Source organism: Dyella sp. Tek66A03 (genome assembly GCF_052567735.1).
On sequence record NZ_CP199584.1, the window covers coordinates 919,126 to 939,180 of the forward strand.

Annotated in this window: 16 protein-coding genes and 1 riboswitch; of the genes, 11 read left to right on the top strand and 5 right to left on the bottom strand. The window is 64.2% G+C overall.

The window, feature by feature from the left end; translation table 11 throughout:
• The first annotated feature begins 85 nt into the window (after positions 1-85).
• The 3 genes from ACT01B_RS04015 to ACT01B_RS04025 all read left to right on the top strand — a co-directional run bounded on the left by ACT01B_RS04015 (position 86) and on the right by ACT01B_RS04025 (position 5,630).
• Entirely contained in the window at positions 86-2,101 is a 2,016-nt protein-coding gene (locus ACT01B_RS04015) for an OPT family oligopeptide transporter (protein ID WP_445146097.1), read from the top strand.
• Positions 2,102-2,247: 146 nt separating this feature from the next.
• The gene (gene mprF, locus ACT01B_RS04020; RefSeq protein WP_445146098.1) at positions 2,248-4,854 is read left to right on the top strand and encodes a bifunctional lysylphosphatidylglycerol flippase/synthetase MprF; all 2,607 of its coding nucleotides are present in this window, start codon (positions 2,248-2,250) and stop codon (positions 4,852-4,854) included.
• Positions 4,851-5,630 (top strand): virulence factor family protein, encoded by a 780-nt coding sequence (locus ACT01B_RS04025; protein WP_445146099.1) that lies wholly within the window; start codon positions 4,851-4,853, stop codon positions 5,628-5,630. Before mprF ends, ACT01B_RS04025 begins: the two co-directional genes overlap by 4 nt.
• A 247-nt stretch (positions 5,631-5,877) precedes the next feature.
• Here ACT01B_RS04025 and pyrF read toward each other — a convergent pair whose 3' ends face one another.
• Both pyrF and ettA read right to left on the bottom strand, forming a co-directional pair.
• Complete coding sequence (pyrF, locus tag ACT01B_RS04030) at positions 5,878-6,690, bottom strand: orotidine-5'-phosphate decarboxylase (RefSeq protein ID WP_445146100.1); 813 nt, start codon at positions 6,688-6,690, stop codon at positions 5,878-5,880.
• A 177-nt stretch (positions 6,691-6,867) separates the two neighbouring features.
• Positions 6,868-8,529, bottom strand: a complete 1,662-nt coding sequence (gene ettA / locus ACT01B_RS04035) for an energy-dependent translational throttle protein EttA (RefSeq protein ID WP_445146101.1) — start codon at positions 8,527-8,529, stop codon at positions 6,868-6,870.
• Between the two features lie 213 nt (positions 8,530-8,742).
• Between ettA and ACT01B_RS04040 the strand changes: the two genes are divergently transcribed.
• The gene (locus tag ACT01B_RS04040; RefSeq protein ID WP_445146102.1) at positions 8,743-9,618 is read left to right on the top strand and encodes a DUF817 domain-containing protein; all 876 of its coding nucleotides are present in this window, start codon (positions 8,743-8,745) and stop codon (positions 9,616-9,618) included.
• A 29-nt stretch (positions 9,619-9,647) separates the two neighbouring features.
• Here the strand turns inward: ACT01B_RS04040 and ACT01B_RS04045 are convergent, their stop codons facing one another.
• The 3 genes from ACT01B_RS04045 to ACT01B_RS04055 form a co-directional block, all read right to left on the bottom strand.
• Positions 9,648-10,643, bottom strand: coding sequence for an aldo/keto reductase (locus ACT01B_RS04045; RefSeq protein ID WP_445146103.1), 996 nt, complete (start codon positions 10,641-10,643; stop codon positions 9,648-9,650).
• A gap of 99 nt (positions 10,644-10,742) precedes the next feature.
• Positions 10,743-11,345: a TetR/AcrR family transcriptional regulator gene (locus ACT01B_RS04050; protein ID WP_445146104.1), complete on the bottom strand. Its 603-nt coding sequence runs from the start codon at positions 11,343-11,345 to the stop codon at positions 10,743-10,745.
• A 2-nt stretch (positions 11,346-11,347) separates the two neighbouring features.
• On the bottom strand, positions 11,348-12,451 hold the full coding sequence (locus ACT01B_RS04055) for an alpha/beta hydrolase family protein (RefSeq protein WP_445146105.1): 1,104 nt from the start codon (positions 12,449-12,451) through the stop codon (positions 11,348-11,350).
• Between the two features lie 144 nt (positions 12,452-12,595).
• Here ACT01B_RS04055 and glyA point away from each other — a divergent pair, with 144 nt between their 5' ends.
• The 7 genes from glyA (at position 12,596) to ribBA (ending at position 19,910) form a co-directional block, all read left to right on the top strand.
• Positions 12,596-13,849, top strand: coding sequence for a serine hydroxymethyltransferase (gene glyA, locus ACT01B_RS04060; protein WP_445146106.1), 1,254 nt, complete (start codon positions 12,596-12,598; stop codon positions 13,847-13,849).
• Positions 13,850-13,929: 80 nt separating this feature from the next.
• Positions 13,930-14,448: a transcriptional regulator NrdR gene (gene nrdR / locus ACT01B_RS04065; protein WP_445146107.1), complete on the top strand. Its 519-nt coding sequence runs from the start codon at positions 13,930-13,932 to the stop codon at positions 14,446-14,448.
• 233 nt (positions 14,449-14,681) lie between these two features.
• Positions 14,682-15,746: a bifunctional diaminohydroxyphosphoribosylaminopyrimidine deaminase/5-amino-6-(5-phosphoribosylamino)uracil reductase RibD gene (gene ribD, locus ACT01B_RS04070; protein WP_445147422.1), complete on the top strand. Its 1,065-nt coding sequence runs from the start codon at positions 14,682-14,684 to the stop codon at positions 15,744-15,746.
• Between the two features lie 41 nt (positions 15,747-15,787).
• Positions 15,788-16,657 (top strand): phytanoyl-CoA dioxygenase family protein, encoded by an 870-nt coding sequence (locus ACT01B_RS04075; RefSeq protein ID WP_445146108.1) that lies wholly within the window; start codon positions 15,788-15,790, stop codon positions 16,655-16,657.
• The gene (locus ACT01B_RS04080) at positions 16,654-17,670 is read left to right on the top strand and encodes a Gfo/Idh/MocA family protein (RefSeq protein WP_445146109.1); all 1,017 of its coding nucleotides are present in this window, start codon (positions 16,654-16,656) and stop codon (positions 17,668-17,670) included. Before ACT01B_RS04075 ends, ACT01B_RS04080 begins: the two co-directional genes overlap by 4 nt.
• Before the next feature lie 112 nt (positions 17,671-17,782).
• Positions 17,783-17,952, top strand: a riboswitch (FMN riboswitch).
• Positions 17,953-18,099: 147 nt separating this feature from the next.
• On the top strand, positions 18,100-18,741 hold the full coding sequence (locus ACT01B_RS04085; protein ID WP_445146110.1) for a riboflavin synthase: 642 nt from the start codon (positions 18,100-18,102) through the stop codon (positions 18,739-18,741).
• 77 nt (positions 18,742-18,818) lie between these two features.
• Positions 18,819-19,910, top strand: a complete 1,092-nt coding sequence (gene ribBA / locus ACT01B_RS04090) for a bifunctional 3,4-dihydroxy-2-butanone-4-phosphate synthase/GTP cyclohydrolase II (protein ID WP_445146111.1) — start codon at positions 18,819-18,821, stop codon at positions 19,908-19,910.
• The last annotated feature ends 145 nt before the right edge of the window (positions 19,911-20,055 follow it).

Consider the following 20,055-nt stretch of genomic DNA (forward strand, 5'->3'; position numbering starts at 1 on the left):
CTGGCCCGCCGCCTGGCGGCAGCCATCGCATCCATGTCGCCCCTGGGCGGCGAGCAGGGGACACCAAGATGACGGGCAGATATTCGTGAGTGGCAACCATCCCAGCGCCCAGTCGCGCAAAGAGCTGACCCTTCGAGGTCTCATCCTTGGCGTCATCATCACGGTGGTGTTTACCGCCGCCAATGTGTTCTTCGGCCTCAAGGCCGGCCTAACGTTCGCCACCTCGATTCCGGCAGCGGTGATCTCGATGGCGCTGTTGCGAGCCTTCAAGGACTCGACGATCCAGGAAAACAACATCGTACAGACGATCGCCTCGGCGGCCGGCACGTTGTCGTCGATCATCTTCGTGCTGCCGGGCATGATCATGATTGGCTGGTGGACCGGGTTCCCATTTTGGACTTCGTTCGCCGTGTGCGCGCTGGGCGGCATCCTGGGTGTGATGTACTCGATCCCGCTGCGCCGCGCGCTGGTGACCAATTCCGACCTGCCGTACCCGGAGGGCCTGGCCTGCGCCGAGGTGCTGAAGGTCGGCAGCGGCGGTGAGGACGGCGACGGTAGCATCGAGGAAGGCAAGGCCGGCCTGATGGCGGTGCTTTGGGGCTCGATCGTGTCGGCCGTGTTTGCCTTGGTGGTGGCCACCCAGGTGTTCGCCAGCGACGTCACGCAGTACTTCCGCGTGGGCAACAAGGGCGCGGTGAGCGGCTACGATTTCAACCTATCCTTCGCGCTGTTCGCCATTGGCCACCTGGTGGGCCTGTCGGTAGGTATCGCCATGCTCATCGGCGCGGTGATCGGCTGGGGCTGGGGCGTGCCGCATTACTCGTTGCTGGCGCAGGCCTCCGGTGCGGTGGCCGACGTGGCCAATGCCACCTGGAGCCACAAGGTGCGTTTCGTGGGTGCGGGCGCGATCGGCGTCTCGGCCATCTGGACCCTGGCCAAGCTGGTCAAGCCGGTGATCAGCGGCCTGGCCTCGGCCATGGCCGCCTCGCGCGTGCGCAAGGCCGGCAAGGCCGACTCGCTGCCGCGCACCGAGCGCGACATCCCCATTGGCATCGTCGGCCTGATCACGCTGGCGTGCTTCGTGCCGATTGGGTGGTTGCTCGGCTACTTCGGTTCGATCAGCGGCCTGGGTGACCACGTCGGCGTACTCGCCATCGGTGGCGTGGCCTTCGTCGTGCTGATGGGCTTCTTCGTCTCCACCGTGTGCGGCTACATGGCCGGCCTGATCGGTTCGTCCAACAGCCCGCTGTCGGGCGTGGGCATCCTGGTGGTGATTGCCGCCGCACTGCTGCTGGTGGCCTTCGTCAAGCCCTATGTGAGTCCGGAACAAGGCAAGGCGCTGGTGGCGTTCGCCCTGTTCATCACCTCGGTGGTGTTCACGGTGGCGGCCATCGCCAACAACAACCTGCAGGATCTGAAGACGGGTCAGCTGGTGGATGCCACGCCGTGGAAGCAGCAGGCGGCATTGGTGATCGGCGTGATCGCCGGTGCGGCGGTGATTCCGCCGGTGCTGGATCTGCTCAACAAGGCCTACGGCTTCGTCGGTGTCGCCGGTGCAGGCGCCCATGCGCTTCCGGCGCCGCAGGCGGGCCTGATCTCGGCGCTGGCGCAGGGCGTGATCACCAACAACATCGACTGGAGCCTGATCATTACCGGCATCTGGATCGGCGTGGCGATCATCGCGGTGGACGAGATCCTGGCGCGCACGACCAAGCGTATGCGCATTCCACCGTTGGCGGTGGGCCTGGGTATCTATCTGCCCACGGTAAGCACGCTGATGGTCGTGGTCGGTTCGCTGGTCGGCTGGTATTTCGACCGTCGCGCGGATCGCTCGGCCAAGCCCGAGACCACCAAGCAGCTTGGCGTGCTGCTCGCCTCCGGCCTGATCGTGGGCGAGAGCATCGTCGGCGTGCTGATTGCCGCCGTTGTCGCGTTCGCCGACAAGCTGGGCTTCAGCAATCCGGCAGCGCCGCTAGCGCTGGTTGGCCCCGGGTTCGCAGGCGCCGCGGAGTGGATCGGCGGCATCGCCTTCGCCGCCATCGTCTTCGTGCTGTATCTCTGGGTGGCCCGGATGGCCAAGGGCTTGAACGGCAAGTCCTGAGTTTCAGGGTCGCGGTCTGCCTGAAGCGGCCGCGACCAAATGTCATCCCCGCATGCCACGATCGAACAGGAATGCGCCTTGACCGGCTATCCTAGACGGTCGCAGTGAAGTCCTGCGTGTTAGGTCGATGTGGAGGCGGTAAACGCGTGGTGGAGCAGACTGGGGCGGAGGCCCCGATTTCCGGAGACGTGCTGGCTCGTCCTGGCCTGATGGTCAGGCTGCGCCGGTTGGCCGGTCCCCTGCTTTCGGTGGCGATGCTGTGCCTGGCGCTGTGGGCGCTGCGCCGCCTCGCCAGCGAAGTGAGCTACCGCGAGGTCGCCCGCTACGTTCACGGTCTTGAGAATTATCGCGTCGCGCTGGCTGTACTGCTGACCGCAGGCAGCTATGGCGTGATGATCCTGTACGACTGGTTTGGCCTGGCCTACGTCGGCAAGCGCCTGCCAGGCGCACAGGTCAGCCTGATTTCCTTCATCAGCTACGCCTTCAGCAACGCGCTGGGCATGGCGCTGTTGATCTCCGGTTCGATCCGCTACCGCTTCTATATTCAGGCTGGCCTGAGTACGGCTGAAGTGGCGAAGGTCGTGCTCTACTGCACCCTGAGTTTCTGGCTGGGCTTGCTTGCGCTCACTGGCGTGACCTTGCTGCTGGTGCCGGTGCCGCCATCACTACCACTGGCCAACTGGCGATTGCCGGTGGCCGCGGTGCTCACCGCGATTCCATTACTGTGGTTGGTAGGCAATCGCTTGTTGGGACGACCGCTACGCCTCTGGCGCTGGCGCGTCAGCTTACCGTCCACGCCTATCGCCGCGCGCCAGATCCTGGTCGGTGCAGTGGACTGGGGCCTGGCGGCCTACGTGCTCTACCTGTTGATGCCGGACCAGGTCGACACGGGCTTCGGGCATTTCCTGGCGATCTTCGTGCTGGCACAGATCGCCGGCCTGGTCAGCCATGTCCCGGGTGGACTCGGTGTCTTCGAGGCCGTGATGCTGGCCGGCTTTGGCGCCGCTGGTAACCAGGGCCTGGAGGCGCCGATTCTCGGTGCACTGGCTGCCTACCGTCTGATTTACTACTTCCTGCCGCTGTTCGCTGCCACCTTGGTGGTGCTGTGGCGAGAGGCGCGCGGACTGCGCCAGAAGGCGTTGCTGGCGCCGTGGTTCACGGGGCTGCTGCCGCCGTTCTTCGCGGGCCTGACGCTGGTCTCGGGTGCCGTCCTGCTGTTCTCTGGTGCCACTTCCGCGCTACCGACGCGCATGGCGATCCTGCGTGACGTGCTGCCGCTGGCGGTGCTGGAAGTCTCCCACTTCCTGAGCAGCGTGGTCGGCATGATGCTGCTGATCCTGGCGCGCGGACTGCAGCGCCGGCTGGATGCGGCCTATGTGCTGACCCTGGTCTTGCTAGTGCTGGGCGCGGTGCTGTCGCTGCTCAAGGGCATCGACTACGAAGAAGCCATCCTGCTGTCCTTGCTGGCCCTGGCGCTGGCGCCGGCACATCAGCTGTTCTACCGGCGCACGTCGCTGTTCAGTGCCAGCTTCTCGATGGGCTGGATCATCGCGATTCTCGCCGTGCTCGGTTGTGCCGGCTGGCTGGTGGGCTTCAGCTACAAGCACGTCGAATACAGCAACAACCTGTGGTGGGAATTCAGTTTCTATCACGGTGGCGCACCGCGTGCGTTGCGTGCACTGGTGGGAGCGGCGGCCGCGGGCCTGCTGTTTGCGCTGGCCAACCTGATCCGTCCGGCGCGACCGGATTTGCGCTTGCCGAACGAAGCGGAGCTGCAGCGGGCGCTGCCGCTGATCAAGCAGTATTCGTCCGCACAAGCGCATCTGGCGCTGATGGGCGACAAGACGCTGCTATTCGATGCCGAGGGCAAGGCCTTCATCATGTACGACGTGGAAGGCCGCAGCTGGGTCGCCATGGGCGATCCGGTGGGTGAGTCGGACCACGCGCGTCGTGAGCTGGTGTGGACTTTCCGCGACCAGTGCGAGCGCGCAGGCGGCTGGCCGCTGTTCTACCAGGTACGGCCGGAGGACCTGGATCTCTATCTCGAAGTGGGCATGAACCTGCTGAAGATCGGCGAGGAAGCCCGTGTGTTGCTTAGCAGCTTCAACCTCGACGGCAAGTCGAAGAAGGTACTGCGCAACACCATCAACAAGCTCACACGCGAAGGCATGCGCTTGGAGATCGTGCCGGCGGAAGCCGTGGCGTCGCTGCTGCCACGCCTGAAGAAAATCTCGGACGCATGGATGCGCGACAAGGGCGTGCGCGAGAAGGGTTTTTCGCTGGGTACGTTCGACCCGCATTACCTGGAGCGCACACCGATGGCCCTGGTATGGCAAGGCGAGGACCTGGTGGCGTTTTCCAACCTGTTCCTTACCGATAGCAAGGAGGAGGCGTCGCTGGACCTGATGCGTCACCTGCCCGACGGCACCTCGGGCATCATGGATTTCATGTTCATCGAATTGATGACGTGGGCCAAGCAAGAAGGCTACCGCTGGTTCAATCTCGGCATGGCGCCGCTTTCCGGTCTGCAGAACCGCCGCAGCGCGCCGCTGTGGAGTCGCCTGGGTGCGATGCTGTTCGGACGCGGCGAGCGTTTCTACAACTTCCGCGGCCTGCACAAGTACAAGGACAAATTCGACCCGGTGTGGGAACCTCGCTATCTGGCCGTGCCTAACGGCATTGCGTTGCCGCTGGTGTTCGCCAACGTGGCGAGCCTTATTTCGGGTGGACTTTCGGGCATGGTGCGCCGTTGAAACGACTTTGGAAGTTAGTAGCGCTGGTATTTGTGTTGGCTGGGGCGATCGGGCTGTGGGCCTGGCAGCCGTGGCATCACGCCAGCATCGACGAATCGATCTTGATGGTGCCTGCCGCGCCGGGCGTCACGCCGCCGGCGGGACGCGAGGACGTGGTCGCGATCTTCTATTCGGGCGACGGCGGCTGGCGCGACCTGGACCAGTCGCTGGGCAAGATCATGGCGTCGCACGGCATTCCGGTGGTGGGCATCAGTCTGCTCAAGTACTACTGGCGTGAGCGCTCGGCGGAAGCTTCCGCGGCCGATCTCGATGCGCTCATCGCACGCATGGTGGCAGACGGCGACAAGCGGCGCGTCTGGCTGATCGGGTTCTCGTTCGGTGCGGACGTGCTGCCTTCAATCGTCGGCAAGCTTAGCCCGGAGGGGCGCGATCGCATTGCCCAAGTGGTGATGCTGTCGCCGAGCAAGGACGTGAATTTCGAAATCGAAATGGAAGGCTATATGAAGGAGGGCTGGTGGAAGACCCATACCCAGGACTTCTTCCAGTGGCTCAACCCGGTTCATCACTACGCCGCCATGCCGCCATTGCTGGCGTTGAACGGCAAGCCCCTGGTGGTCTGCTACTACGGCGTCCAGGACAAGGCCGACACCATCTGCGCCGAACCCAACTTACCGTCCTGGATCAAGGTCTACGAAAAGACCGGCGACCACCACTTCGACTACGACTACGAAGGGTTGGCGCGGCAGATGATCGATGACCTGCCAGCCGCGCACTAACCGCACCTTTGCTTAGGAGCGCACCCTGTGCGCGACAAACCGGCACGACTGCCGGTTTGCACAGCGCCAGCTGCCCGCAGGGCGAGGGCCAAGGATGGCCCGAGTGACAAACCGGCACGACTGCCGGTTTGCACAGCGCCAGCTGCCCGCAGGGCGAGGGTCAAGGATGGCCCGAGTGAAAAGCCTAAGTAGCGGTGACGCCGTAATCGCGCACAGGGTGCGCTCCTGCATCAGAGCGTCGTGCTGATTAGCGGAAACGGTTGATCGTGTCGCGCAGCTCGATGGCTGCTGCGCGGGCAGCCTGGGTGAAACTCTCGTCGTTGCCGGCGTAAAGGATGGCGCGCGAGGAGCTGATCATCAGGCCCGTGCCGTTGGCGCTGCGGCCATGCTTCAGCACCGCTTGCACGTCACCGCCCTGCGCGCCGATGCCCGGCACCAGCAGCGGCATGTCGCCGACGACCGCACGCACCTGGCCCAGCTCTTCTGGCCAGGTTGCGCCGGTGACCAGCGCGCAATTGCCGTTGCCGTTCCAGTCGCGGGCGATGGTTTCGGCGACGCGGAGGTAGAGCGGCTGGCCGCCGCAGTCGAGCGCCTGGAAATCCGCACCGCCGGGATTGGATGTGCGGCAGAGCAGGATCACGCCCTTGTCGGCACGATCGAGGAACGGCTGGATGGAGTCACGGCCGAGATACGGATTGAGCGTCACCGCGTCCGCGTCGTAGCGCTCAAATGCTTCCGTCACATAGTGCTGCGCCGTGCTGCCGATATCGCCGCGCTTGGCGTCGAGGATCACCGGCACGCCGGGATGGCTGGCGTGGATATGGGCGATCAGCCGTTCCAGCGCATCCTCCGTGCGCAAGGCGGCGAAGTGGGCGATCTGCGGCTTGTACGAGCACACCAGGTCCGCTGTCGCGTCGACGATGGCACGGCAGAATTCAAATACCGCATCCGGCGTGTTGCGCAGGTGGGCGGGAAACTTGCTCGGCTCAGGATCGAGGCCGACGCAGACCAGCGAGTTGTTGCGGGTCCATGCCTGTTGCAGCGCCTGCATGAAGTGCATCGGATTCTCTCCTCGCCGCCGCCTTTTACTCCCTCTCCCCTCCGGGGAGAGGGTTGGGGTGAGGGGTGGTCTTGCCGTATCGCTAGATGATGGTGTGGTTCTGTTGAGGACAGGGGCCAGCCGTGGCCCCTCACCCCAACCCTCTCCCCTTTGGGGGAGAGGGAGCAAGTGCGAAACTTACGCCAGCTTCTTGTACTTCACGCGATGCGGCCGGGCCGCTTCGTCGCCGAGGCGGCGCTTCTTGTCCGCTTCGTATTCGTTGTAGTTGCCGGGGAAGAACTCCACGTGCGAGTCGCCTTCGAACGCGATGATGTGGGTGGCGATGCGATCGAGGAACCAGCGGTCATGCGAGATCACCATCGCGCAACCCGGGAATTCCAGCATCGCGTCTTCCAGCGCGCGCAGCGTTTCGACGTCCAGATCGTTCGACGGTTCGTCGAGCAGCAGCACGTTGCCGCCCTGCATCAGCGTCTTGGCCAGGTGCAGGCGACCGCGCTCACCACCGGACAGGCTGCCCACCAGCTTCTGCTGGTCGGTGCCCTTGAAGTTGAAGCGGCCGATGTACGCGCGCGACTGCAGTTCGTAGCGACCGATGGTGATGATGTCGGCGCCGTCGGAGACTTCCTGCCACACGTTCTTGTTCGGATCGAGGCTGTCGCGCGACTGGTCGACGTAGGCCAGCTGCACGGTATGGCCGAGCTTCACTTCGCCCTGGTCGGCCGTTTCCTGGCCGGTGATCAGCTTGAACAGGGTGGACTTGCCCGCGCCGTTCGGACCGATCACGCCGACGATCGCGCCCGGCGGAATCTTCATCGACAAGTCGTCGATCAGCAGGCGGTCGCCGAACGACTTCGACACGTTCTTGAACTCGATCACTTCCTGGCCCAGGCGTTCGCCTGGCGGGATATAGAGTTCGTTGGTTTCGTTGCGCTTCTGGTACTCGACCGAGTTCAATTCCTCGAAGCGGTTGATACGCGCCTTACCCTTGGACTGACGGCCCTTGGCAGCCGAACGCACCCACTCGAGCTCGCGTGCGAGAGCCTTCTGGCGGCCCTTCTCGGCGGCTTCTTCGCGGGCCAGGCGCTCGCTCTTCTGTTCCAGCCAATCGGTGTAGTTGCCCTTCCACGGAATGCCGCGGCCACGGTCGAGTTCGAGGATCCACTCGGCAGCGTGCTCGAGGAAGTAGCGATCATGCGTCACCGCCACCACGGTGCCCGGATAGTCCTGCAGGAACTGCTCCAGCCAGTCGACCGATTCCGCATCCAAGTGGTTGGTCGGCTCGTCGAGCAGCAGCATGTCCGGCTTGGACAGCAGCAGGCGGCACAGCGCCACGCGGCGCTTCTCACCACCGGACAGCGGGCCGATCTTGGCGTCCCACGGCGGCAGGCGCAGCGCGTCGGCGGCCACTTCGAGCTGGCGCTCGAGCGCATGGGCGTCGTTCACCGCCAGCAGGTTTTCCAGCTCCTGCTGTTCCTTGGCCAGCTTGTCGAAGTCGGCGCCTTCCTCACCGTAGGCGGCATAGACCTCGTCGAGGCGCTTCTGCGCATCGAGGATCACCGACACACCTTCCTCGACCGCTTCACGCACGGTCTTCTCGGCATCGAGCTGCGGTTCCTGCGCGAGGTAGCCGACCTTGATGCCCGGCGCCGGGCGGGCTTCGCCCTGGAAGTCCTTGTCCACGCCGGCCATGATCTTCAGCACCGTCGACTTGCCCGAGCCGTTCAGACCCAGCAGGCCGATCTTGGCGCCGGGGAAGAAGCTGAGCGAGATGTCCTTGATGATCTGGCGCTTCGGCGGGACGATCTTGCTCACCCCGTTCATGGTGTAGATGTATTGCATGGAGCCTCCGGCGGCGTGCACGACACCAGCCGCAGAGGGCAGGCAGTGCATTCAGAGTGGGTGTAAACCACTCATTATAGCGGGTTGTTGGGTGATCCCGGTGACGCCGACAGGCCCTGACGGCGCGACATTCCTGCCCTTGTTCGGCCATGGGCTTGCGGCTAACGGCCAGCCAGCCTCGTCATGCTGGTCTTTTCCAAAGGTGAGACTGCCATGGCAGGCCACGGCACGATGGAGGCAGGCGCCGCGCTGCGGGCGTTTGCCGCGCTGGACGGGCAGGTAGCGGCATGGGCGGCGCCGCGAGGTCACTGGGCTATCGCGCTGCATGAGCTGATCTGTTTTGGCCTGAAACAGGCATCGGCCTGCCTGTTCGGGGGCTGCATGCTGGCCTTGCTGCTGGCGAGCTGGGCTTGGTATCCGGCTGGGGCAGGGCTGGCACGCTACGACTTCCTCACCCTGGCAGCGCTGGCGATCCAGCTGCTTTTGATCGCGACCAGGATGGAGGGGCGCGACGAAGCGTGCGTGATCCTGTGTTTCCACCTGGTTGGCACCGCCATGGAAGTATTCAAGACCGCTATGGGTTCGTGGATCTACCCCGAGCCGTCGGTGCTGCACATCGCGGGAGTACCGCTGTTCACCGGCTTCATGTATGCCTCGGTGGGCAGCTACATCGCCCGGGCGTGGCGCCTGTTCGATTTCCGCTTCGTGCGGCATCCGCCCTTTGCCGCGACGGCGTGGCTGGCCATCGCGATCTACCTCAACTTCTTCACCCACCACTTCCTGCCGGACGCGCGCTGGCTATTGTTTGCCGCCGTCGCGTGCTTGTTCGGCCCCACATGGATCCACTTCCGCATACGCCAGAAGCATCGGCGCATGCCCTTGCTGCTTGGCTTCGTCTTGGTGGCGCTGTTTATCTGGCTGGCGGAGAATCTGGGCACGTTTGCCGCAGCGTGGCGTTACCCCGCCCAGCGGCACGCCTGGAGCATGGTGCCACTGGGCAAGCTGGGTGCGTGGCTGCTACTGATGATCATCAGCTACGTGCTGGTATCGGTCGTGGCGCGCCGACGGTATCGATCGGGTCTCTCGTAGGGGCGACGGCATTTCGCGTTCGCTGGTACTCAGCGTTCGCTGTCCAGCGATGCCATGCCTTGCTTGTTGTAGCGTTCGCCCGCGGCCGCGTCGGGCGGGACGGCACGCTCGATGGCGGCGAGATCGTCGACCCCCAATGTCACGTCCAGCGCCCCCAAGGCTTCCTGCAAGCGTGCTCGCGTACGCGCGCCGACCAAGGGGACGATGTCGTCGCCGCGCGCCAGCACCCAGGCGATCGCCAGCTGCGCCACGCTGACCCCGCGTGCCTCGGCCAGCTCACGCAGCAGTTCGACCAGGCCGAGGTTGTGCGTGAGGTTGTTACCCTGGAAGCGCGGACTGTGCTGGCGGAAATCGCGGGCGTCGGTAGCCTGGTCCCTGGACCAGTGGCCACTGATCAGGCCGCGCGAGAGCACGCCATAGGCAGTGACGCCTATGCCCAGTGCGCGGCAGGTGGTCAGGATGGCTGTCTCGATGCCACGCGAGATCAGCGAGTATTCGATCTGCAGGTCGGACACCGGCATCACCGTGTGAGAGCGGCGGATGGTATCGGCGCCCATCTCGGACAGGCCCAGGTGGCGCACGTAGCCGGCCTTGACCAGATCGGCGATGGCACCCACGGTCTCCTCGATCGGTACGTTCGGATCCAGGCGCGCGGGGCGATAGATATCGATGTATTCCGTGCGCAGGCGCTGCAGCGTATAGGCGAGTGCAGTCTTCACCGCCGCAGGCCGTGCGTCGTAACCCAGCCAGTCGCCGGCGGGACCACGCTGGGCGCCGAACTTCACGCTGAGGCGATAGCTGTCGCGTGGGCGTCCGACCAGCGCGTCGCCGATCAGCATCTCGTTGTGACCCATGCCGTAGAAGTCACCGGTATCGAGCAGGTCGACACCGGCATCGAGCGCGGCATGAATGGTGGCGATACTTTCGCTGCGATCGGCAGCGCCGTACATGCCGGACATGCCCATGCAGCCGAGACCGAGGGCAGACACCTTGGGGCCGTGCTGGCCGAGGGTGCGGTACTTCATGGGGGAGCTCCGCAGGGTGGAGTCCCCTATGGTGCACAGGTGAGAAAAGCTTGCCATGTGCCGAGCCTCGTTTTCCTCTCCCCTGCGGGGAGAGGAAGCTCAGAGCTGGCGCGGTTTGGCGGCGTCGAACAGTGTGCCTGCCGTGCGTGTGTGCAGCGATGCGGCGTCATAACCTTCAGGCAGCAGACCGGCGATTTCCAGCATGACCGCGCCATGCAGGGCGGCCCAGACCTGGTGACCCAGGATTGCTGCGTCCGCCGCGACCACGCCCTCGGCAATCATCACCTCCACGTGAGCGGCGACAGTGCGCCACATGCGTGCATGGGCTTCCCGATAAGCCGCGTCGTCGCGCTCGGTCTCCGGGTACTCGAACATCAGCCGATAAGTGGCTGTGTTCTCGCGCGCAAACGCGATATAGGTATCGCGCACGGCGCGGCTGCGCGTGCGTCCGTCGCCTGGCGTGTCCAGTGCGCGTTCCAATGCTTCGGAAAAGCGATGCATGCCACGCGTACGTACCGCGGTGATGATCTGTTCCTTGTTGCTAAAGTAGCGGTAGGGCGTCATGGTGCCGCAGCCGATTTCCGTGGCGATGCGGCGCATGGTGACGGCGCCCGGGCCTTCCTTCACGAACAGTTCCGCGGCCGCCTGGCAGATGCGTACGCGGAATGCTTCGGTTTCAGCCTCGCTCAGGGCTTTGGGCACGATCAGCGGCCTTGCACGTCGAGTGTCTTGCGGAAGAAGGCCAGTGCATCGGCGTTGATCTGCGCATGCACCTTGGCGCGATCCACGCCCGGCGGGTCGCTGCACAGCGGGCCAATATCCTTCGCCAGCGCCTCCGAGCAGGGTGGCAGGAATACCCAGTGATCGGCCTTGGGCACTTCCTTTACGGCCACCAGCGTCTTGAGCGTGGGGCGGATGTAGCGGGCATTCTCGTCCGGCAGCAGCACGTGATCGTACTGGCCGTAGTACAGGAACAAGGGAATGTGCACATTATCGAAGCCGTGCTCATCGAAGATCAGGCTGAGCGGGGCCATGACGAAAGCAGCCTTCACGCGCGGATCGGCCGTGTCGCCCCAACGACCGAGCTCGCCTTGCATGTCGTCGAACACCTGCTCGAGCGTGTGGCCGGACTTGGCGGCCTCCGCCTTGAACTTCGGCGCATCGCCGCAGGTCTGCGCGTCGTCCGGGTGGCGCTCGCAGTAGCCGATAAAGCGGCTGAAACGTGGCTTGGCACCGGCAATCAGCAAACTCGTATAGCCGCCGGCAGAGAAGCCCGCCACGCCGATGCGGGTCGCATCGATCAGGTTCTTCCAGCGCGGATCACCAAGCAAGGTGGCGATGGTCGACTTCACCTGGATCGGTCGACCGGCCAGCACCTCGATATGTCCGGCACCACCGGCGTCCTCGAAATCGTCTTTCGGGTGGTTGAGCGTGGCCACGATAAAGCCGTGGCTGGCGAGGTACGCGGCCAGGTCATGGTGGCCCAGCCGGCTGCCACCGTGGCCGTGGGAAATCACCACCAGGGGTTTGGCGCCTGGAAGCGCTGGGGCATCGGGAATGGCCGCCACGTTGTAGGGGCCGATCGCCGTGGTGCCATGGACGGGCAGGGGCGAGGGGTAGAACACATAACCATCGGTCTGCCCACCGCTGACCGGGTCGGGGATATGGATCGGCGCCATGCCGACCCCGGTCACGGATGGGGCGCACACCGCCACAGGGGCCAGGGTCACCGGCAAAAGCGCGAGCCAGCGAAAACGGTGGCTCGGCGGCAGCCGGTGCGTGGTGGTGCGCGGAAAGTCGGTCGTCATGGCGAAGATCCCCGATCGAAAGGTTGCGTGCAACGTACGGTACAATGTACGCAATGGCGTCGGCAAGTGCCCGACGGTGGCCGCGAAACCCCATCACAGCTACACTTTCGCGTTCGAACCCGCTTGCCACCCCACGAGGTCAGGATGTTCCCGAAGCACGAGACGATCGCCGGTTATGACAATGAACTGGCCCAGGCCATGGCCGACGAAGCGCGTCGCCAGGAAGATCACGTCGAACTGATCGCTTCCGAGAACTACGCCAGCCCGCGCGTGATGGAAGCGCAGGGCAGCGTGCTGACCAACAAGTACGCCGAGGGTTACCCGGGCAAGCGCTACTACGGTGGTTGTGAATACGTTGACATTGCCGAGCGCCTGGCCATCGATCGTCTCAAGCAGCTGTTTGGCGCTACCTACGCCAATGTGCAGCCGCACTCTGGCTCACAGGCCAACCAGGCGGTTTACCTCGCCCTGCTGCAGCCGGGTGACACCATCCTCGGCATGAGCCTGGCCCATGGCGGCCACCTCACCCACGGCGCCAAGGTCAATATCTCGGGCAAGCTGTTCAACGCCGTGCAGTACGGCGTCAACGAGCAGGGCCTGGTCGACTACGACGAAATCGAGCGCCTCGCTCTCGAGCACAAGCCGAAGATGGTCGTGGCCGGTTTCAGCGCCTACTCGCAGATCATGGACTGGGCCCGCTTCCGCGCTATCGCCGACAAGGTAGGCGCCTACCTGTTCGTGGACATGGCGCACGTCGCCGGCCTCGTCGCCGCAGGCGTGTATCCGAGCCCCCTGCCGCACGCGCACGTGGTCACCTCCACCACGCACAAGACGCTGCGCGGTCCGCGCGGCGGCATCATCGTGGCGAAGGACGCGGGCGAAGAGATCGAGAAGAAGCTGCAGTCGATCGTGTTCCCTGGCATCCAGGGCGGTCCGCTGATGCACGTGATCGCGGCCAAGGCGGTTGCCTTCAAGGAAGCGCTGGAGCCGTCGTTCAAGGTCTACCAGGCCCAGGTGGTGAAGAACGCCAAGGCGATGGCCAAGACCTTTATCGAGCGCGGCTACAAGATCGTCTCCGGTGGCACCGAGAATCACCTGATGCTGGTCGATATGATCGGTCGCGATATCACCGGCAAGGATGCGGAAGAAGCGCTGGGCAAGGCCCATATCACGGTCAACAAGAACGCGGTGCCGAACGATCCGCGCAAGCCCTTCGTCACCTCGGGCCTGCGCGTGGGTACGCCGGCCATCACCACGCGCGGTTACCAGGAAGCCGACGTGGTCGAACTGACCCAGTGGATCTGCGACGTGCTGGATGCGCCGAACGACGAGGCCGTGATCGCCCGCGTACGCGAGCAGGTCACGGCGCAGTGCCATAAGTTCCCGGTTTACGGCTGAGGCCGGGGACGAGCAGGCGGGAGCGGGAGAGTAAAGACATGGTCACTGCTTTCCCACTCCTGCATACTCACGGCTAACCCATGCATTGCCCCTTCTGCCAGCACGAAGACACACGCGTCATTGACTCGCGCCTGACCGAAGATGGCGCCACGGTGCGTCGTCGTCGTGAGTGTCCCAAGTGCAGCGAGCGTTTCAATACGTTCGAGACGGCGGAGCTGAAGCTGCCCACTATCGTCAAGAGCGGCGAGCGTCGCGAGCCGTTCGATGAGCGCAAGTTGCGCGTGAGCTTCGAGCGCGCCCTGCAAAAGCGGCCCGTGCCGACCCATTCGGTGGATGCCGCCGTGCGCGAGATCGTCAACGATCTTTGCCGTTCCGGCGAGCGCGAAGTGCCGTCGCGACAGGTGGGTGAGCTGGTGATGCGTGAGCTGAAGAAGCTCGACCAGGTGGCCTATGTGCGTTTTGCCTCGGTCTACCGCAAGTTCGAGGACGTGCAGGCGTTCCGCGAGGAAATCGAGAAGCTGGAGCGTGACCTGCCCGAGCTGGAGGCGTTGCAGCTTTCGCTTTTGGGCGAGAGTGTCGCGCGCCGCAAGAAGTCCTGAGCTTTTCTCCCTCTCTCCTCCGGGGGGAGGGCTGGGGTGAGGGGCCAATCTTGCGAAATTGCTGGGTCCAAGCCGGCTTTCGTTGTGACACTTCCGCGAGCACCCGCCCCTCACCTCAATCCTCTCCCCTCCGGGGAGAGGAGGCAGAGGCAGCTTTCGCATAGACTCAGGTGACGGCAATGCGAGACGCTTCTGCAATGACCCCCACCTTCACCGCCATCGACCACACCCACATGGCGCACGCCCTGCGCCTGGCCGAGCGCGGCATGTTCACCACCCAGCCCAACCCCCGCGTCGGCTGCGTGATTGCGCATGGCGAACAGGTGGTCGGCACGGGTTTTCATCAGCGAGCTGGCGAACCGCATGCGGAAGTGTTCGCCCTACGCGAGGCCGGTGAGCAGGCGCGCGGCGCCACCGCTTACGTAACACTGGAACCTTGCGCGCATCACGGCCGCACACCGCCCTGTGCCGATGCACTGATTGCCGCCGGCGCGGCCCGAGTGGTGATTGCCGCCGAGGATCCCTTTCCCCAAGTCGCCGGCCGCGGCATCGGCAAGCTGCGCGATGCCGGCATCGTGGTCGAGACGGGGCTGATGCGCGAGCGCGCACGCGAACTCAATATCGGTTTCTTCAGCCGCATCGAGCGCGGACGCCCCTGGGTGCGGGTAAAACTCGCGATGAGCCTGGATGGCCGCACGGCGCTCGCCGATGGCGAGTCGAAGTGGATTACCGGTGACGCTGCACGGGCCGATGTGCAGCGCTGGCGTGCCCGTAGCTCGGCGATCCTTACCGGCTCCGGCACGGTGCTGGCGGACAATCCACGCTTGAATGTGCGCCTGCCCGATGCTGAAGCCTTTACGCCACCGTTGCGCGTGGTACTCGATCGTCAACTACGCACGCCCGCTGGTAGCCATGTACTGGACGGCGCCGCGCCCACACTGCTGCTGCATGGCGAGCGTGCAAAGGCGAATGACGAACGTTTCCACACGATTGAGCACGCTGCGGTAGCAGAGCAGGGCGATGTCCTGGATTTATCGGCCGTGCTCGGCGTGCTCGCGCATCGTCATTGCAGCGAAGTGCATGTGGAAGCCGGCCCTACCTTGTGCGGCGCGCTGTTCGCCGCCGGTCTGGTCGATGAGCTGTTGATCTACGTGGCGCCCTTGCTGCTCGGCGACACCGCACGGCCGCTGCTGCAGCTACCCTCGTTGACGGCTATGGCTGCGCGTTGGAAATTGCAGACCATCGATCGCCGCGCCGTCGGTGACGACCTTCGATTGTTGTTGCGACCCGCCGCCTAAGTGTGGCGCTTCTTTCGAATTCGAGGCCAAAGGTAAAGGGCATGACCCAGTCGCAGCTGCTGCAGACCAGCGTATTGACGGAGTCGGAGCGTGCATCGTTCCGCGAACAGGGCTACCTGATCCGCAAGATTCTGGACGATGCCAGTGTTGCCCGTTACTTTGCGGCCGTCGAAGCGTCGCGCCGCGAACGGGGCGATACCCAGCAGATGAGCAACCTGCAATTCCTGCAGCCGGGCAAGGCCATTCGGGGCATCCAGGACATCATCTGTAACGCGGACATGCTTGCCGTTGCCCGTGATCTGCTCGGCGATGGCATCGTCATCGATGGCGCTTCGCTGTTCTACGGCGATGCCGGCATCGATTATCGGCAGGGCTGGCATCGCGACGTGCTGCAGGTGCCCGACGAGCTGATCGACCTGAACTGGTTTAGCGACGACTACGCCTACAACTACGTGCAAATGAATATGCCGCTGACCGTTGACGGCTGCCTGTGGATCGTGCCGGGAAGCCATCGGCGTCAGCTCAATGCGGAGGAGCGTGCGATCTTCGGCCATTCCGAGAAAATGGCGCCGGTGGACGCTGCCGAGCTGAGCGGCGGCAAGCAAATCGTGGTGCAGCCGGGCGAAGCGGTGTTCTACAACAACTACGCCGTGCATCGCGGTTACGGCGGCGTGCTCAAGGACCGGCGCATCACCATCCATCTCGGCTTCCATTCACGCACGCGCCCGCCGACCTGCCACTTCGGTGTGCTCGATCACACCGAGTACACGCTGGATTACCTGTCATCGCTGGAACCAAACGTACGCGAAGCCTTGCGTATTCATCTAGTCGAGCGCGCGAAGCACCCGGAAGTGAACATGTATCACGCCTATCACCAGCAGTTTCTCGGCAAGGAGTTCAAGACCACATGACGACGCCATCCCTACGCTGGGGCATCATCGGTTGCGGCAATGTCACCGAGGTAAAGAGCGGTCCTGCCTTCAGCAGGACGCCGAACTCCTCGCTGGTGGCGGTGATGCGTCGCGATGGCGAGAAGGCGCGCGACTACGCGCAGCGCCATGGCGTGGCGCGCTGGTACGACGATGCCGCCGCGTTGATTGCCGATGCGGACGTCAATGCCGTGTACGTGGCAACACCGCCGTCGACACACAAGCAATACGCGCTGATGAGCATCGCAGCGGGCAAGCCGGTCTACGTGGAAAAGCCCATGGCGATGGATGCCGCCGAATGCGCGGCGATCATTCATGCCGGTCGCGAAGCGAACGTGCCGGTGTTCGTAGCCTACTATCGCCGTCAGCTGCCGCGCTTCCTCAAGGTGCGCGAGTTGATCTTCGATCAGCAGGTCATCGGCAAGCCACGCATCGTCAACAGCGTATTGCACGAACCACATCATCCGCGTTACCACGACCCGGAGAACCTGCCCTGGCATGTGCGGCCGGAGATTTCCGGTGGCGGCATCTTCATGGACATCGGCTGCCACACGCTGGACATCCTGGACTGGCTGTTCGGCCCCATCGCCTCGGCCAGCGGCCACGCCAGCAATCAGCTCGGTGCCTACCCGGTGGAGGATACCGTGGCGATGTCGTTCGCCTTTGGCAACGGCATGCTCGGTACCGGCTTGTGGCATTTCGGCAGCTACCAGCATCACGATCAGATCGAAGTGATCGGTGATCGCGGCCGGATCACGTTTGCCACCTTCGGCGACGGTCCGATCCGGGTCGAGAACGCCGACGGCGCCAAGGAACTTCGCATCAACAACCCTTTGCATATCCAGCAACCGCTGGTCGAAACCATCGTGGCCGAGCTGACCGGCCAGGCCGGTGCGTGTCCGTCCACAGCGGAAAGCGGTGCGCGCACGAGCTGGGTGATGGATCAGGTGTTGCGGGACTATCGCCGCCAGACCGAGCAACCCATCGGGGCATGAGTCGATGCGGGCGGCTGGCCGGACAGATTGTTCAGCTCCATGCACGATCTCGCCCGGGGCGCCGCCAGCGAAGGTGGTAGACTGCAACGGCCGGTTCGCCGGCGAACCACAACAACGTCTTCAGGGCGGGGTGCGATTCCCCACCGGCGGTAGGTACCTTCGGGTATGAGCCCGCGAGCGCTTCCGGTCCTGCCGGAAGGTCAGCAGATCCGGTCCAAATCCGGAGCCGACGGTTGGAAGCTGGCGACAGCATCTAGAAAGTCCGGATGAGAGAAGACGGTACGGTGCACGCCTTCACGGGCGCGTGCCTGCCAGACGCCTTGGGGCGTTTTTCGCATGCTGTCCACGCGGGAAACGTTTCATGTCCAAGCATCGTTATAGCCAGCTTCGTTACCATTCGGTCGCCCCCTTCGCCAAGGAGGTGTGCTGATGTTCACTGGGATCATCCAGACCGTGGGCCGCATCGCGCGGCTCGAACCGCGCGGCGGTGATGTGCGGCTGCATGTCGATACGGCCGACCTCGACCTTGCCGATGTGCAGCTGGGCGACAGCATCGCTGTCTCCGGCGTATGCCTGACTGCGGTCACCTTGGAATCGCGGGGCTTCGGCGCGGACGTCTCCAACGAGACGCTGTCGCTCACGACCCTGGGCAAGCTGAAAGCCGGCGATCCGGTCAATCTCGAAAAGGCCTTGCGCCTGGCCGATCGTTTGGGCGGCCATCTGGTGTCCGGCCATGTCGATGGCCTGGGCAAGGTAGTATCGATCACGCCGGACGGACGCTCGCTGCGCTGGACCTTCGAAGTGCCGGCCGCGCTGTCGCGCTATATCGCCGCCAAGGGCTCGGTCTGCATCGACGGCACCAGCCTGACCGTCAATGAAGTCGCCGGCCATCGCTTTGGCGTCAACCTGATTCCCCACACGGTAGAGCACACCGCGTTCCACGCGCGCCGCGTGGGCGATGCGGTGAATATCGAAGTGGACGTGGTGGCGCGTTATATCGAGCGGCTTATCGGCAGTGGCGACGCGCCGAAGCTCGATGAGGCGTTTCTCAAGCAGCATGGCTTTGCCTGATTAAGGCCGTCATCCCAGCGTTCGCTGGGATGAGAGCAAGAACTCCGTGACTCCCAACATTTTTCCGGACAGATCCCATGAGCTTCAACACCATCCCCGAAATCCTCGAAGACATCCGCGCCGGCCGCATGGTCGTGATCCTTGATGACGAGGACCGCGAGAACGAAGGCGACCTGATCATGGCCGCGCAGATGGTGCGGCCCGAGGACATCAACTTCATGGTGCGCGAGGCACGCGGCCTGGTCTGCCTGACCTTGAACGAGCAGCGCACGCGCCAGCTGGGCCTCAAGCCCATGGTCATCGACAATACCTCGCCCTACCAGACCAACTTCACGGTTTCGATTGAAGCGGCGGAAGGCGTCACCACCGGCATCTCGGCCCACGATCGCGCACGCACCATCCAGGTGGCGGTGAAGTCGGATGCGAAGCCGCAGGACCTCTCGCAGCCCGGTCATATCTTTCCGCTCACGGCCCAGCCCGGTGGCGTGCTTACCCGGGCAGGCCATACTGAGGCCGGCTGCGATCTCGCCGCGCTGGCCGGGCTCGAGCCTTCCGCCGTGCTGATCGAGATCCTGCATGAGGACGGCTCGATGGCTCGTCGCCCCGAGCTGGAAATTTTCGCCAGGAAGCACGGCTTGAAGATCGGCACCATCGCCGACCTGATCCGTTATCGCCTGGAAACCGAGAAGACCGTCGAGCGCGTCCACGAAGAAGAGGTGCAGACCGAATTCGGCCCATTCCGCCTGGTCGCTTATCGCGACGCCATCCATCACGGCCTGCATTTCGCCCTGGTGCGCGGCACGGTGGACGACGGCGCGCCGGTGCTGACCCGCGTGCACGTGCGCAACACGTTGTCCGATGTGCTGCATCTGCAGCGCGACGATCTTGGCCTGACCGTCACCTCCGGGCTGCGACGCATTGCCGATGAAGGCCGCGGTGCGTTGCTGGTGCTTTCCGGTGAGGACAGCGCGGACGCCTTGCTGCGTCGCCTCAATCGCCAGCCGGTGGCCCAGGCTCCGGAAGAGGTGCAGCAGCAGGAATGGCGTCAGCTTGGCCTCGGCGCCCAGATCCTGGCCGACCTGGGCATCTGCCAGCTGCGCGTGCTGGGTACGCCACGCAAGATGGTGGGCCTGGGTGGATTCGGGCTTGAGGTGGTCGAGTACGTTTGAGGGGAAACGCCTCCCTCGCCACGTCTCCCCTCATCGTCATCCCAGCGTTCGCTGGGATGACGATGAGGGGACGGAGCAGGGTTTCGGCCTGGTCACTCCCTCCGAACGCCAGCTTTCTGGGCACATACTCCCGACACACATCCAG

Excerpts from the sequence above, each read along its gene's own strand:
- pyrF (WP_445146100.1), bottom strand. The coding sequence starts at position 6,690 with ATGCACTTCATGCAGGCGCTGCAACAGGCATGGACCCGCAACAACTCG.
- ettA (WP_445146101.1), bottom strand. The coding sequence starts at position 8,529 with ATGCAATACATCTACACCATGAACGGGGTGAGCAAGATCGTCCCGCCG.
- ACT01B_RS04040 (WP_445146102.1), top strand. The coding sequence starts at position 8,743 with ATGGCAGGCCACGGCACGATGGAGGCAGGCGCCGCGCTGCGGGCGTTT.
- ACT01B_RS04045 (WP_445146103.1), bottom strand. The coding sequence starts at position 10,643 with ATGAAGTACCGCACCCTCGGCCAGCACGGCCCCAAGGTGTCTGCCCTC.
- ACT01B_RS04055 (WP_445146105.1), bottom strand. The coding sequence starts at position 12,451 with ATGACGACCGACTTTCCGCGCACCACCACGCACCGGCTGCCGCCGAGC.
- glyA (WP_445146106.1), top strand. The coding sequence starts at position 12,596 with ATGTTCCCGAAGCACGAGACGATCGCCGGTTATGACAATGAACTGGCC.
- nrdR (WP_445146107.1), top strand. The coding sequence starts at position 13,930 with ATGCATTGCCCCTTCTGCCAGCACGAAGACACACGCGTCATTGACTCG.
- ribD (WP_445147422.1), top strand. The coding sequence starts at position 14,682 with ATGGCGCACGCCCTGCGCCTGGCCGAGCGCGGCATGTTCACCACCCAG.
- ACT01B_RS04075 (WP_445146108.1), top strand. The coding sequence starts at position 15,788 with ATGACCCAGTCGCAGCTGCTGCAGACCAGCGTATTGACGGAGTCGGAG.
- ACT01B_RS04080 (WP_445146109.1), top strand. The coding sequence starts at position 16,654 with ATGACGACGCCATCCCTACGCTGGGGCATCATCGGTTGCGGCAATGTC.
- ACT01B_RS04085 (WP_445146110.1), top strand. The coding sequence starts at position 18,100 with ATGTTCACTGGGATCATCCAGACCGTGGGCCGCATCGCGCGGCTCGAA.
- ribBA (WP_445146111.1), top strand. The coding sequence starts at position 18,819 with ATGAGCTTCAACACCATCCCCGAAATCCTCGAAGACATCCGCGCCGGC.